Here is a 14,417-nt window from a genome sequence, read left to right as displayed (position 1 = left end):
GCCCGGGTTCCGCTGTGGTGTCGTCAGCGTCCCCTCGGAGGTGTGGTCCACGATCCGATCGGCGATCGAATCGCGTTCTCCCGGTTATCGTTTCGAGTTCGCCCGCGTGTGTCATGGTGCGGGCATGACCATCGAATACGGCGTGTGGGGACTGCGGCTGGCGCTCGGGGTGGTGTTCGGATTGTCGGCGGCGGGGAAGTTCGCGGATCTGGCGGGGACGCGGAAGGCGGTGGGGGAGTTCGGTATCCGCCTGCGCTGGGTGCCCGCGGTGGCATGGGCGCTGCCGGGTGTGGAGGCGGTGATCGCGGTGGCGGTGTTGCCGTCGTGGACGGCGGCGGTGGCGGCGCTGGTGGCGGTCGGACTGCTGGGGGTGTTCACGGGGACGGTATTGCGGTTGCTCCGGCAGGGGCGGCATCCGGCGTGTTCGTGTTTCGGGGCGGGCAGCGCCGCGCCGATCGGGGTGCGGACGGTGATCCGCAATGCGCTTCTGATGCTGCTCGCGCTGCTGGTCGCGGTGGGTGCGATCGGATATCCGGAGGTGCCGGGGGAGCTGCCGACCGATCACGCGGTGGGCATGGTGGTGGCGGCCGTTTTCGTCGCCCTGTTCGTGTGGCTGTCGGGTGAGATGCGGGTGCTGCGGCGGCGATTGGACGAGCAGGCGCTGTCCACGCTGGGCGCGGAGGGGCTGCCGCCGGGTGCGGTCGCGCCGGAGTTCGAGCTGCTGAAGACCTCGGGGGACGGGCGAGCGAATCTGGGTTCGCTGCTGGCGCCGGGGCGGTCGCTGCTGCTGGTGTTCGTGCATCCCGGATGCGAGTTGTGCGCGGCGCTGGCGCGGGAGCTGCCGCGCTGGCAGGTGCGGGCGGCGCGGGCGCTGACCATTGCGGTGGTGGGCAATGGCGATGTCGACGAGCATGCCGAGTGGGGGCGGGCGCAGGGGCTGGGTGAGATTCCGGTGCTGGTGCAGCAGGGGAACGAAGCGGCGCTGCGATATCGGGTGCGGGGCACGCCGTCCGGGGTGCTGATCGCTGCGGACGGCCGGGTCGCCGCGCCGGTGGCGCGCGGCGCCATGGCCGTGCGGGATCTCATAATCCAGGCGAAACAGACGGCAGGACAGACGGTTACGGACAGAAACGGGCAAACAGTACCGGATCGCCGGTAGTCGATCTCACCGCGATCGTTTGCCCGCCTGCAAACGGGTCGGTTCTCAAAATATGTTGCTGCACAATCGAATTCAATGCTTCGACTGCTTCGTGAGACTTACCATCGAATGGCAAGATTTCCCCCCATTCACCCGAACGCATCGAGCGAGGGATCATCATGGCGGACTTCGCATTCACCGACTATTCCGGCAAAGAATTCGTCATCCGGCTGACGAACGAGGCGCGCATTGCGGAGGCGCACCGCATCCTATCCGGCGAGGAAACCATGTCGACCCACGTCATGGGCCGAATCCGGAAGACACAGGCCGAATACAACCCGGGCTGGAGTTTCCACCTCGACCCGGACACGATCACGTTCTTCACCATGGCCATCGAGGTCTGCGATTCCAGCATCGAGTACCTCGAGGACCATCTCGACGAGGCGTGCGGCGCCTTCCTGCCGGGTTGCTTCTGGTGTCCGTGGTCGTCGCGCCTGAGCCGTGAGCTGACCTGAGTTCGCTGCCCGGCGAATCTCCGGCCGACGTGTGCGAGTCGGCCGGAGTCGTGTGATCTACAGCTTGCGCGAGCGCAGTTCGTGGCCCTTAGAGGTCTTGCAGCGGCCCGATTCCAGATCCCACTGCCAGCCGTGCAGGTTGCAGGTGAGGGTATCGCCTTCCACCACACCGAATTTCGACAGATCCGCCTTCAGGTGCGGGCAGCGGCGCTGCACCTCCCACCCGGCCAGCTCGGTGGACGCGGAATCGTCGTGCGCCTCGGCGAACCAGCCGTCGGCGTAGGCGATGCGCTCATCGGTGAGGCATTTGAAGAAGGTGTAGAGGAATTCGTTGTAGCCGCCGATCCGCCAGGTGGTGAAGCGGGTCGACAGGAAAATGGTGTTCACCCAGTCGGGCTCGTTATCGCGCAGCACGGTGCGTACCAGCTGCGGGTCGATGCGGAATCCGTAGCGCTGCTTGCCCTCACCTTCGATGGGCTCGCGCACCACGCGCTTGGGGAAGTCCAGGACGACGGTCTCCGCGCCCATGACCAGGGCGACCGGATAGCCGATGCCGTCGCAGATGAGATCGCTCTGCGCCATGATCGGCTCGAAGAGCTCCTTGAGCTGCGGCAGCAGGGGAGCGCCGTCATCGACTGCCCAGGAAGCCTTTTCGGCCGCGAGCACGGGCGCCATGCGCTGGGCCATGTCCTCGATATAGGCGGCCTTGTCGCTGTAGATCGTATCCGGATCCACGAGGTGGGTGAGCCCCAGCAGTTCCTTGCCGCGCAGCTCCGCGGTGGAGCCCGGGATCATCAGGAGCCCGCCCTCGTTGCCGTGGATCTTCATCTGCTCGAGGAAGACGATCTGGTCGGGGAAGATATTGCCCTCGTCGCCGCGATCGTCATTGAGGTAGCGCAGCTCGTCGTCGAGGAAGACCGGCGGCCCGGCGGACGGGACGATCCAGGTGGCCCCGACCTGTTCGATGTAGGAGCGGGCGCGGTCCATACCGCGCTGCCGCTTCTGCTTGCCGAAGTTGGCCTTGGTCTTGGTCGGAATGTCGTAGACCATCGGGTACCAGATGGCCCCGGAGTACTGCAGCAGGTGGATGTCGACGTGCCCGAAGGCGTCGTGCAGCACATCCATATCGACGGGCCGGGCGTCGTTCATGTTGAAACAGACGGTCTCGCCGTCGGAGACGACCAGGCCGGAGTCGCCGATGGGCCCGTCGGCCGGGGCGCGCAACGCGATGATCATGATGTCCAGATCGCCGCCCGGACCGGTGACCCGGTGCTTGACCGAGTCCTCGGTCTCCACGAACTTGTGGAAACCGAGCTTCTCGAGTTCGCGCTTGAGATCCGGCACCGGATAGTCCGGCAGCAGGACCGTGGCGTCCTTGTTGACCTTGTCGGCCAGGTGCTTGGCGTCCCAGTGATCGCGGTGCAGATGCGAGACGTAGAGGAAGTCGCAGTTGCCGAGCTCGTCCCAGTTCAGCTGGGTATTGTCCGGGAACGGGAACCACGATCCGAAGTAGGCCGGGTTCACCCATGGATCGCACAGGATCGTCCCCGCTGCGGTACGGATGTGGAATCCGGCGTGTCCGACGCTGGTGATCTGCACGAGCTATCTTCCTCCCTGACCGTTACCAGCCACCCAGGGTACTTGCTACCCCGAGACGTCGCCGATGCAGTAACCCTCGTTGCCGGACTTCAGCGTGAAGACCTGTTTCTTCTGGACCCCCGCGGCGGTGGTGACCGGTACCGATACGGTGATGTACGCACCGCGCGGCCACTCCGATTTGATGGATTGATCCACGAAGCCCTGGATGCCCGCGAGCGCGGCGGTGTTTCCGGCCAGCGGTGGTTTGCCCGTTTTGCCTGTTTGATTGGGATCCCAGTCGCCCGATCCGGCGGCGCAGACCAAGGGATGGGTCTGCTCGTCGTCATCGGGATGCACCGGTTCGCCGATCAATCGCGAGAGATAGCGGCGCACCGTGTGCCGGGCGTCCGCATCGTTGAATCCGATCTCGTCCCCGGCCGTGTAGACATATGGACAGGCGTACCCGCCCGTCACGGACGCGTCCGGCACGACGACGGTGACGGCATTCGTCTTCCACACCGTGGTGGACCCGGTGTGCGCCCCCGGCCGCTCGAGCGCGGCGAGGATGGGCTCCGGCTCGGCGTACATGGTTCGCACGTTCAAGGGCGCCATGGTCCAGCAGGTGGTCTCGAGCTTGTCGAGGTCACCGCCGCGCAGATCGGCCGCGAATCCGCGCACCGCCGCCGCGGCGAGTGCGGATTCGTCCGGCCCGGGTGTGTCGGTCACCGATATGGCGATGCGGGAGTCCCCGGACCCGGCGGGTTCGTCACCCGGAATTCCGACCACGGAATCGCAACCGGCGGCCAGCAGCGCCGCGCCGAGTACCGCGAGAGTCCGTCTGCCGAGCAGGCCCCTGCGGTCGTGTGAACGCAGTGCTGTCCGGGCGTTTTCCACTCGTGCGAACCTCTTTCGAATTCGTTGGATCAGGTGTTGCCTGTGTCACAGGTTCCGAGCTGAGCAGCGACTACGTTAGCGGAATTGTGGAACCCGTCTACTACCCGATCATCGGGCTGGCCCGCACCGTGTTCGCGCTGCAGGGCCTGAAGTTCACCGTCAAAGGCGACGAAAACATCCCGGCCACGGGTGGAGCGGTCATCGCCATCAATCACACCGGCTACATGGACTTCACGTACGCGGGTCTGCCCGCGCGTACGACGAAGCGCTACATCCGGTTCATGGCGAAGAAGGAGGTCTTCGACAATCCGGTCGCCGGTCCGATCATGCGGGCGCTCAAGCATATTCCGGTGGACCGGGCCGCGGGCGCGGATTCCTACCGCGAGGCTGTGGAGCGGCTGCGTGCGGGCGAATTGGTGGGCGTCTACCCCGAGGCAACCATCAGCCGCAGTTTCGAATTGAAGGAATTCAAGTCGGGCGCGGCGCGCATGGCCATCGAGGCGAATGTGCCGATCATCCCGATTGCCATCTGGGGTGCGCAGCGGGTGTGGACCAAGGGGCACCCCAAGCGCTTGGGCCGCACCAATACCCCCATTTCCATGGCGGTCGGTGAGCCGATCGAACCGTTCGAGCCCGCCTCGGCCCTGACCGAGAAGCTGCATTCCACAATGGAATCCATGCTGCTGGACCTGCAAAAGGACTATGCGCACGAACCGGGCGCGTACTGGGTGCCGTCCCGGCTGGGCGGCAGCGCCCCGACCCTGGAAGAGGCCCACGCCCTCGATGCCGCCGAGGTGGCCGAGCGCGCCGCGCGCCGGGAGTCGCGGTCGCAGGAGTGAATTGAAAAGAGGTGTGACCGCGCGGCCCGGCAGAACGTCTGCGGCCACACCCCTTTTCGGGCAGCGCCCGCCGCGGCTTTCCGATGAGGGTGAAACGCGGCGGGCGCGGGTCATCTAGTCGACTCCGGCCGCGGCCTTGCTGGTAATGGCCTCGGCCGCGCCGACCGGATCGGCCGGGGTGGTGGCCGGGGTTTCGAGATGGTCGAGCACATAGGCGGATTCGCCGTGCACGGCCAGGTCGAGACCGGTGGATTCGCTCTTCGAATCCGCGCGGATACCGCCGAACATCTTGAGCACGGTCGCGATGACGAGGGTGACCACGAAGGTGTAGCCCAGCACCGCGGCCGCCGCCACTGCCTGCCGCCACAACTGGTCCACACCGCCGCCGTAGAACAGTCCGGTCACCGCATTGGGCGCGTCCGGATCGGCCAGGAAGCCGATGAGCACGGTGCCCAGAATGCCGCCGACCAGGTGGATGCCCACCACGTCCAGGGAATCGTCGAAGCCGAAACGGAACTTCAGCGAGACCGCGTAACAGCAAGCGGCGCCGCAGATCACGCCGATGGCGAGCGCGCCGATCGGTGAGACCGCACCGCAGGCGGGGGTAATGCCGACCAGGGCGGAGATCATGCCGGAGGCCGCGCCCAGGGAGGTGGCGTAGCCCTCCCGGAACTTCTCCACCAGCAGCCAGCCGCACATGCCCGCGCAGGTGGCGGCCAGGGTGTTAAGCACCACCACGGAGGCGAAGTTGCCCGCCGCCAGCGCCGAACCGCCATTGAAGCCGAACCAGCCGAAGAACAGGATGCCCGCCCCCAGCATGGTCAGCGGAAGGCTGTGCGGCCGGGGCGAATTCGGGAAGACGTGGCGGCGGCCGAGTACGACCGACAGCGCCAGCGCCGCGATACCGGCATTGATGTGCACGGCCGTGCCGCCCGCGAAGTCGATGGCCTTCAGGTCATTGGCGATCCAGCCGCCCATGACCGAGCCGTCCTTGGAGTCGAAGGCGAACACCCAGTGCGCCACCGGGAAGTACACCAGGATCGCCCAGACACCGGCGAAGATCATCCAGGAGCCGAATTTCATGCGGTCGGCCACCGCACCCGCGATGAGCGCGACGGTGATCGCGCCGAACAGCAATTGGAACGCCGAGAAGATGGCCGGGGGTAGTCCCGGACTCTCCGGCGCTGTGAGGAGTTTGGTGGATCCGAGGTATTCGAGCGGGTCACCGATGAGCCCGAGTCCGCCCAGTGAATCCCCGAAGGCCGCCGAATAGCCGACGACGATCCACAGCACGCCGACCACCGCGAAGGCGCCGAAGACCATTATGGCCATGTTCAGTGTGTTCTTGACGCTGACCATGCCGCCGTAGAAAAGCGCGAGTCCGGCCACCATGACGGATACCAGCGCGAAAGCGGCGAGCATCCACGCGGTATCGGCCGCGGCCACTGCTTGCTCCATTTTTCACCTTGCTTAGAACGTATTCGCTACCAACGGCGTTCCTGATAGGAATAGTCGTTGCTTGGCAGTGAACCACCGTGGATGTTGCGCCGGGGTACGAGGCTGTGAAAGGTGGGTTAACCCGGGTGGTCGTATGCAAAGTACACAGACCATGATTCGCCGAGCGCGCGTCATCGGCCCGTGATGCCCGCGTAATGGCTACGACACAGTCACTTGGTTTCCTATTAATAAATATTGATTCACTACAGAAGACAGTGATGAAGCCGAGGGATACCGCATGACCGATACCGCCGAGTACCTGATCATCGGAGGCGGCCTGGAGGGACTCGCCATCGCCTGGTCGCTGGCCGCGCGCGGCGCCACAGATGTACTTGTGCTGGAACGGAATACGCTGTGCTCGGGGATGACCGGCAAGTCCAGCGGCGTGGTGCGCTGCCATTACGGAGCACCGTCGCTGGCGGCCATGTCGTGGTGGTCGGTGCCGTTCTTCGAGAACGCGCGCGACATCCTCGGCGACGATCTGGGCTTCCGGCAGTGCGGTTATGTAGTGGGCGTCGGCGCGGACAATCTGGATCCCTTGCGCGCCAATGTTTCCATGCAGCGGGTGCTCGGAATCGATGTGGAGCTCATCGGCCACGACGAGATGGCCGCGCTGTGGCCGGGTTTGCGGCTGGACGACTCCGCAGGCTTCGCCTACGAACCGCGCGGCGGCCGCGGCGAGGCGTATCTGACGGGTATGGCATTCGCCGCCGCCGCACGGAAACTCGGCGTGCGAATCCGGCAGCAGGCTGCGGTGGTCAAACTGCTCGAGTCCGGCGGTCGTGTGACAGGTGCGCGGCTCGCCGACGGCAGCGAGGTGCACGCCGCGACCGTGGTGCTCGCCGCCGGGCCGTGGACGCCGGGCCTGACGCTCGGTGTCGGCGTGGAGGTCGATGTGAAAGCGCAACGCGCCCAGCTGGTTCTGATCGATCAGGGTGAACCGTTGGCCGAGGTGCCGGTGCTCTCCGATCTGGCGAGCCTGCAATATCTGTGCCGCGAACCCAATGGCGAACTGCTGGCGGGCAATAGCGATCACGCCGTGCCCGAATACGTCGACCCGGACGATTTCGTCGATCGCGCCGACGATGCCACCGTCGAGAAGGTCGTCGCCAAACTGGATCACCGGTTGCCGGTAATGCCCGACCCGCGCATTACCGGCAGCTATGTCGGCGCCTACGACGTGACCCCCGACTACAACCCGATCATCGGTCCAGCGCCCGTCCCCGGCCTGTTCCTGGCCACCGGATTCTCCGGCCACGGTTTCAAGATCTCCCCCGCGGTCGGCCGCCTGGTCGCGGATCTGCTGCTGGACGGGCGCACCGGACTGCCGAATGTCGATCCCGCCGATTTCCGCCACGAGCGGTTCGCCGAGGGCCGCCCCCCTGCTCAGTCCGCACCCGTACACGGGCGCGGGCGAAATGCGCTGAACCCCAGTCCATCCGACAGAACCCCTGCTCCAGGAGCCGACATGGCGATAGACATCCCCGCCGCGACCGTCACGCCGATCACCACCCACCGCACCCTGGCCGAACAGGCCCGGCTGACCGACACCGCCTTCATCCTGGCGGTGTTCACCACCCTGTCCGGTAAACCGTGCGCGAAACTCGTTCCGGTCCAAGCCGTCGACCAGCTCGAGGCGGACGGCGTCGGTTTCGCCGGGTACGCCGCGGGCATGATCGGCCAGCAGCCGCGCGATCCGGATCTGATCGCCGTGCCGGACCCGGCCACCTTCACACCCATCCCGTTCGTGCGTCCCGGTCTGGCCATGGTGCACTGCACGCCGCACGTCGAGGGCAAGCCCTGGCCTTTCGCGCCCCGCGTGGGACCCTCGCCCGGGCCGCCGAGCGCGGCTACATGGTGAATGTCGGCGCGGAGATCGAATACTTCCTGGTCGACAAGACGCCGGAGGGGCTGGTCCCCGCCGATACCGCCGACATCAGCTTGCAACCCTGCTACGACGCCCGCGATGTCACCCGCATGTACGACCACCTGGCCGAGGTCTCGCAAGCGATGAATGCTCTCGGCTGGGGTAATTACGCCAGCGACCACGAGGACGGGAACGGTCAGTTCGAGCAGAACTTCGACTACGCCGACGCCCTCACCACCGCCGACCGTGTCATCACCGCCCGCTATCTGCTGTCGGTGATTGCCGAAAAGCGGGGTATGAAGGCCACTTTCATGCCGAAGCCGTTCACCGACCGGACCGGATCGGGTATGCACATGCATCTCTCGGTGTGGTCCGACGGCCGTTCCCTGTTCCCCGATGCCGCCGATCCGCTCGGGCTGGGTCTGTCGCCGACCGCCTACGCCTTCCTGGCGGGGCTGCTCGACCATGCCTGCGCCCTGCAAGGCGTCATCGCCCCCACCGTGAACTCCTACAAGCGAATCGGCGCGACCAATACCGCCAGCGGCGCGACCTGGTCGCCGCGCTACGCCACCTATGGCGGCAACGACCGCACCCACTATCTGCGCGTCCCCGACCAGCATCGCGTCGAATTGCGCGGTGCCGACGGCTCGGCCAATCCCTATCTCGCGGCAGCGGCGGCCATTGCCGCCGGACTCGACGGCATCGACCGGGACCTGGATCCCGGCGCGCCCGGCGAACGCCACGGCGACATGCTTCCCATGACGCTCGTGCACGCCATGGACGCGCTCGAATCCGATCCGGTGCTCACCGGTGCGTTGGATATCGCCGGTCCCGGCGTGGCCGCCTATTTCGCCGAGCGCAAGCGCGAAGAGTTCTTCGCCTGGCACAACCAGGTCTCCAGCTGGGAGATCGACCGCTACCTCACCGCCTTCTGATGATTCGGAATCAGCACTGCGGCAAGGTAATCCGATACTCGCGCGGTATCGAATCGACCATTGAACCCCGGAAAGGACGGTGACTACAGATGTGCGGCATTGTCGGCCTGCACCTGCGCGATCCGGAACTGTACCCACGGCTGGGCACACTGCTGACCGGCATGCTCGGCCACATGTGCGATCGCGGCCCGGATTCGGCCGGGATGGCGGTCTACGGCGATCCGGTCTGGTCGCCGCCCGGCTCGGTCACGGTATCCGTGCTGGATTCGCCGGTATCCACCGGTCGATTGGCGGAGCAGCTCACGGCCGCACTGGGTGTGGCGGTGACCGCCATCGAGCTGGAGCCCACGATCGTGCTGCATGCTCCCAGCGTCGGTTCCGCAGGCGCCGCAACGGTGCGGGACCGACCCGAGGCGGCCGCGTCCGAGGTGCTGGCGAGCGCCGTGCGGGCGGTGGCGCCAGGTGCGCGGGTGATCGGTTTCGGCGCCGGGCTCGCCGTGCTCAAGGGTGTCGGCGATCCGGCCGAGCTGGCGCGGCGTTTCGGGTTGCCCGCGGCGCAGGGCTGGCAGGGGGTGGTGCATACCCGCATGGCCACCGAATCCGCGGTGACGGCCGAGGGGTCGCACCCGTTCTCGGTGGGGGCAGGGCAGTGCCTGGTGCACAACGGGTCGTTCAGCAATCACATGAGCATCAAGCACGAATTGCGGCGGCGCGGAGTCGAATTCGACAGCGAGAACGACACCGAGATGGGTGCGCGGTTCGTGGCCGAGCAGCTGGCGGGCGGTGCGGATCTGGAGAAGGCGCTGCTACTGCTCAACGATGTGTTCGATGGGTTCTACACCCTGCTGGTGTCCACCAGCGATTCGTTCGCGGTGGTGCGCGACGCCATTGGCTGCAAACCCGCCGTCATCGCCGAGACCGACCGCTGGGTCGCCATGGCCTCCGAATACCGCGCCCTGGCCGATCTGCCCGGTATCGAGCAGGCCCGAATCTTCGAACCCGAACCGGAAGAGGTGTACGTATGGCGGCGATCGTGAGTGAGCGCACCATCCTGGATGTGGCCGAATCCGGCACGCGGGCAGTCAATTCGGTGCTGCTGTCGCCGGACGCACCGCGGGCGGTGACCCTCGCGAACCCGCGCGGCGCGCACGCGCTGGCCTGTGGGCTGGACCGGGACATGGATGTCACCATCGACGGTCATGTCGGCTACTACTGCGCGGGCATGAACCAGCGCGCCACGGTGACGGTGAACGGCAGCGCGGGCGTCGGCGTCGCCGAGAACATGATGTCGGGCGCCGTGCGGGTGCGCGGCGACGCGTCCCAATCGGCCGGGGCGACCGCACACGGGGGGGGGCTGCTCGTCATCGAGGGCAATGCCGGTGCGCGCTGCGGTATTTCGATGAAGGGCGTGGATATCGTCGTAGGCGGCAATATCGGCCATATGGGCGCCTTCATGGGCCAGGCGGGCCGCCTGGTGGTGTGCGGCAATGCCGGTGAAGCCCTCGGCGATTCCCTCTACGAGGCCCGCCTCTACGTGCGCGGCACAGTGGCGTCCCTCGGCGCGGACTGCATCCGCAAGCCCATGCGCCCCGAGCATCTCGCCGAACTGAGCGCCTTGCTCGAGGCCGCAGGCATAACCGCCGACCCCGCCGACTTCACCCGCTACGGCTCCGCCCGCGAGCTCTACCACTTCCACGTCGACAACGCCCGCGCCTACTGACCCCTGGGTTCACACCCCTTCCCGCGCGTTCACACTCGATATAGCGGGTGTGAACCGGGTGTAGGGGGTGTGAAGCCCCTCAGGAGAACCGATGACCTCGTCAAACCCGGCATTGCGGGAATCCGCGACGTTCGACCGGCGCGCCATCGCCGAGATCCAACGCGCCGCCGAAACCGGCATCTACGACATTCGCGGCTGGGGCGCCAAGCGTCCGCTGCCGCATTTCGACGACCTGCTGTTCCTGGTCGCCTCCATGTCCAGGTATCCGCTCGAGGGCTATCGCGAGCGCTGCGACACCGATGTGGTGCTCGGGGACCTCCATGCGAAACATCCACTGCACCTGGACATTCCGATAACCATAGCGGGCATGAGTTTCGGCGCGCTGTCCGGCCCCGCCAAGGAGGCCCTCGGCCGGGGCGCGAGCGCCGTCGGCACCTCGACCACCACCGGCGACGGCGGCATGACCCCGGAGGAGCGCGGCCAGTCCAAACACCTCGTCTACCAATACCTTCCATCCCGCTACGGCATGAATCCCGACGACCTCCGCAAGGCCGACGCCATCGAAATCGTGCTCGGCCAGGGCGCGAAACCCGGCGGTGGCGGCATGCTCCTCGGCCAGAAGATCAGCGACCGCGTGGCCGCCATGCGCACCCTGCCGCAGGGCATCGACCAGCGCAGCGCCTGCCGCCACCCGGACTGGACCGGCCCGGACGACCTCGCCATCAAGATCCTGGAGTTGCGCGAGATCACCCAGTGGGAGAAACCGATCTACATCAAGATCGGCGCAACTCGCACCTATTACGACGTGAAACTCGCCGTGAAGGCGGGCGCGGATGTCGTCGTGGTCGACGGCATGCAAGGCGGAACCGCCGCCACCCAGGACGTCTTCATCGAACACGTCGGCATCCCCACCCTCGCCGCCATCCCCCAAGCCGTCCAAGCCCTCCAGGAGCTCGGCGTCCACCGCAAGGTTCAGCTCATCATCTCCGGCGGCATCCGCACCGGAGCCGATGTCGCCAAGGCCCTGGCCCTCGGCGCGGACGCGGTCGCCATCGGCACCGCGGCCCTGATCGCCCTGGGCGACAACAGCCCTCGCTTCACCGCCGACTACGAGGCCCTCGGCTCGGCCCCCGGCTACTACGACGACTTCCAGGACGGCCGCGACCCCGCGGGCATCAGCACCCAGGACCCCGCGCTCGCCCAGCTCCTGGATCCGATCGAAGGCGGCCGTCGTCTCGCCAACTACCTCCGCGTCCTCACCATGGAAGCCCAAACCCTCGCCCGCGCCTGCGGCAAATCCCACCTCCGCAACCTCGAACCCGAAGACCTGGTGGCCCTCACCGTCGAATCCGCCGCCATGGCCCGCGTCCCCCTGGCTGGAACTGCCTGGATTCCCGGGACCATCGCATGAGTCGCGACTACGTGGATGGTCGGCATGATCCGAAGACGAAGGCCGAATTCGTCGGCGCGGCACGGTTCTTCGATCCGCTGTGGTCCGAGATCGCCGGGGTGGGTCGTTGTGGTGCGACCGGGGGCTATCGCCGTTACGTGTGGTCGGATGCGGATTTGTCGTTGCGGGAGTGGTTTCGGGGGTGCGCGGCGGCACGGTCGATGGATGTGGAGGAGGATCGGAACGGGAATCTGTGGGCTTGGTGGCTGCCGCGGAATTGGGTGGGAGACCCCAAGGGTGCGTTCGTCACCGGGTCGCATCTGGATTCGGTGCCGGATGGCGGCGCGTTCGACGGCCCGCTCGGCATTGTTTCGGCCTTTGCCGCTGTCGATCTGCTCCGGGAGCGTGGCGTGGAGCCATTGATTCCGGTGGCGGTGGTCGCGTTCTCGGATGAGGAGGGGGCGCGGTTCGGCGTGGCTTGCATCGGTTCCCAGTTGACCAGTGGTGCGCTCGCACCGAAACGGGCTCTCGGGCTGCGCGATGTCGATGGAATCAGCTTGGCGGAGGCGCTGACTCGTGCCGGGCGTCGCCCGGAGCAGGTGGGTGCGGATCCGGCTTTCGCGGAACGGGTCGGGGTGTTCGTGGAACTCCACATCGAGCAGGGGCGCGCCCTGGATCTGGTGGATCGCCCACTGGCTTTGGCCTCGTCCATCTGGCCGCACGGCCGCTGGGAATTCGAGTTCACCGGCGAGGCCAATCACGCCGGGGCCACCCGGTTGGTGGACCGGCGCGATCCGATGCTCGCCTTCGCGTCCACGGTGCACACCGCACGAACGGAAGCGGCAGCGCTGGAGGCCGTCGCCACCTTCGACAAGGTACTGGTCTCCCCGAATGGCACGAATGCCATCCCTTCTCGTGTGCGGGCCTGGCTGGACGCCCGCGCCGCCGACCAGCCCACCCTGGAATCCCTGGTCGCCCGCATCACTGCCGCGGCTCGCGCCCACGCCGCAATCGACGACGTCGCCCTCGCGATCGAGGCCGAATCACTCACGCCCATAGTGGAATTCCCGCCCGAACCCAGGACGCGACTGGCACAGGCCCTCTCCCACCTCGACGACATCCCCGTCATCCCCACGGCCGCAGGCCACGACGCCGGAATCCTCTCCGCCGTAATCCCCACCGCCATGCTCTTCGTCCGCAACCCCACCGGCGTCTCGCACTCCCCCGCCGAGCACGCCGACAGCAGCGACTGTCACACCGGCGCAGCCGCCCTCGCCGCCGTCATCACAGCCTGGGCGTTCACACCCCTTTCCGCCGGTTCACACCTGTAATCGACGGTCCTAAGCGGTGTGAACCGGCGGAAAGGGGTGTGAACGCTCAGGATTCGTGGTTGTCGGGGTAGGCGGTGACGGCCAGGAAGCGGATGGGGAGGCGGACGAGGTTGTTCGGGCCGTGGGTGCCTTCGCCGTCGAGGAGCAAGGTGTCGCCGGGGCGGAGGGTGTATTCGGAGTCGCCGTGGCCGTAGACCATGACGCCCTCGAGCATGTAGATGAGTTCGGTGCCGGGGTGTTGGAAGAGGGGGAAGGTTTCGCTGGCCTCGGTGAGGGTGACCAGTACCGGTTCGAGGCGTTTGTGCTGGCCGCGGAGCGCGCCGAGGAGTTCGTAGTGGTGGCCGACACGGGTGCCGCGGCCTACGATGACCGCGCTGTTGCCCGCGGGGGTGAAGACCGCTTCGCGGGCGGCGTCCGCGCCGCGGAACAGGGAGGTGACGGGCACGTCGAGTCCGGCGGCCAGGCGGGCGAGAGTCGAGAGGCTGCACGAGGTTTGGGCGTTCTCGATCTTGGACAGCATGGCTTTGGAGATGCCGACCTTGGCGGCCATATCGCCGACGGACAGGCCGCTGGTCATGCGCAGGGCCCGGACCTGGCGGCCGATCACCTTCTCCAGGTCGACCTTCGACGGTGTTTCGGGAGCGATCTCCCGGTGCACCGGTGCTGGGTCGCCGGAATCGCGGTGTTCGGGGCGGCGTGGCATGGGCCGATCC

11 protein-coding genes and 2 pseudogenes are annotated in these 14,417 nt (G+C 66.8%); 9 read left to right on the top strand and 4 right to left on the bottom strand.

Annotated features, from left to right (window positions below; translation table 11 throughout):
• Positions 1-124 precede the first annotated feature (124 nt).
• Both NC4_RS03660 and NC4_RS03655 read left to right on the top strand, forming a co-directional pair.
• Positions 125-1,159: a MauE/DoxX family redox-associated membrane protein gene (locus NC4_RS03660; RefSeq protein WP_067532174.1), complete on the top strand. Its 1,035-nt coding sequence runs from the start codon at positions 125-127 to the stop codon at positions 1,157-1,159.
• Positions 1,160-1,317: 158 nt separating this feature from the next.
• A complete protein-coding gene (locus NC4_RS03655; protein ID WP_067532172.1) occupies positions 1,318-1,653 on the top strand; it encodes a BP74-related protein in 336 nt (111 codons plus the stop codon).
• A 57-nt stretch (positions 1,654-1,710) separates the two neighbouring features.
• Here NC4_RS03655 and NC4_RS03650 read toward each other — a convergent pair whose 3' ends face one another.
• Together NC4_RS03650 and NC4_RS03645 are read right to left on the bottom strand one after the other, a co-directional pair.
• Positions 1,711-3,252 (bottom strand): Rieske 2Fe-2S domain-containing protein, encoded by a 1,542-nt coding sequence (locus NC4_RS03650; RefSeq protein WP_067532171.1) that lies wholly within the window; start codon positions 3,250-3,252, stop codon positions 1,711-1,713.
• 45 nt (positions 3,253-3,297) lie between these two features.
• Positions 3,298-4,125: a hypothetical protein gene (locus tag NC4_RS03645; protein WP_067532168.1), complete on the bottom strand. Its 828-nt coding sequence runs from the start codon at positions 4,123-4,125 to the stop codon at positions 3,298-3,300.
• A gap of 86 nt (positions 4,126-4,211) precedes the next feature.
• Between NC4_RS03645 and NC4_RS03640 the strand changes: the two genes are divergently transcribed.
• Complete coding sequence (locus NC4_RS03640; RefSeq protein ID WP_067532165.1) at positions 4,212-4,964, top strand: lysophospholipid acyltransferase family protein; 753 nt, start codon at positions 4,212-4,214, stop codon at positions 4,962-4,964.
• A gap of 114 nt (positions 4,965-5,078) precedes the next feature.
• On the opposite strand, the gene NC4_RS03635 is transcribed toward NC4_RS03640, so the two are convergent.
• Entirely contained in the window at positions 5,079-6,422 is a 1,344-nt protein-coding gene (locus tag NC4_RS03635; protein WP_067532163.1) for an ammonium transporter, read from the bottom strand.
• 277 nt (positions 6,423-6,699) lie between these two features.
• On the opposite strand from NC4_RS03635, the pseudogene NC4_RS03630 reads away from it, so the two are divergent.
• The 6 genes and pseudogenes from NC4_RS03630 to NC4_RS03605 all read left to right on the top strand — a co-directional run bounded on the left by NC4_RS03630 (position 6,700) and on the right by NC4_RS03605 (position 13,704).
• A pseudogene (locus NC4_RS03630) lies at positions 6,700-7,888 on the top strand (NAD(P)/FAD-dependent oxidoreductase).
• Positions 7,889-7,929: 41 nt separating this feature from the next.
• Positions 7,930-9,263, top strand: a pseudogene (glnT, locus tag NC4_RS03625) (type III glutamate--ammonia ligase).
• Between the two features lie 89 nt (positions 9,264-9,352).
• Complete coding sequence (locus NC4_RS03620) at positions 9,353-10,300, top strand: class II glutamine amidotransferase domain-containing protein (protein WP_067532161.1); 948 nt, start codon at positions 9,353-9,355, stop codon at positions 10,298-10,300.
• Positions 10,285-10,983 carry a protein glxC gene (locus NC4_RS03615; RefSeq protein WP_067532158.1) on the top strand — a complete coding sequence of 233 codons (699 nt, stop codon included), beginning with the start codon at positions 10,285-10,287 and terminating at the stop codon, positions 10,981-10,983. Before NC4_RS03620 ends, NC4_RS03615 begins: the two co-directional genes overlap by 16 nt.
• Before the next feature lie 91 nt (positions 10,984-11,074).
• Entirely contained in the window at positions 11,075-12,394 is a 1,320-nt protein-coding gene (locus tag NC4_RS03610) for an FMN-binding glutamate synthase family protein (protein WP_067532155.1), read from the top strand.
• A complete protein-coding gene (locus tag NC4_RS03605; RefSeq protein WP_084528411.1) occupies positions 12,391-13,704 on the top strand; it encodes an allantoate amidohydrolase in 1,314 nt (437 codons plus the stop codon). Before NC4_RS03610 ends, NC4_RS03605 begins: the two co-directional genes overlap by 4 nt.
• Before the next feature lie 46 nt (positions 13,705-13,750).
• Here NC4_RS03605 and NC4_RS03600 read toward each other — a convergent pair whose 3' ends face one another.
• Entirely contained in the window at positions 13,751-14,407 is a 657-nt protein-coding gene (locus NC4_RS03600; RefSeq protein WP_067532149.1) for a helix-turn-helix domain-containing protein, read from the bottom strand.
• Positions 14,408-14,417: the final 10 nt, after the last annotated feature.

The sequence above is a fragment of the Nocardia crassostreae genome, assembly GCF_001613405.1.
In the GTDB taxonomy this organism is placed as follows: domain Bacteria; phylum Actinomycetota; class Actinomycetes; order Mycobacteriales; family Mycobacteriaceae; genus Nocardia; species Nocardia crassostreae.
The sequence above is the reverse complement of the archived record's forward strand: the minus strand, read 5'-3'. Positions and strand labels throughout refer to the sequence as shown.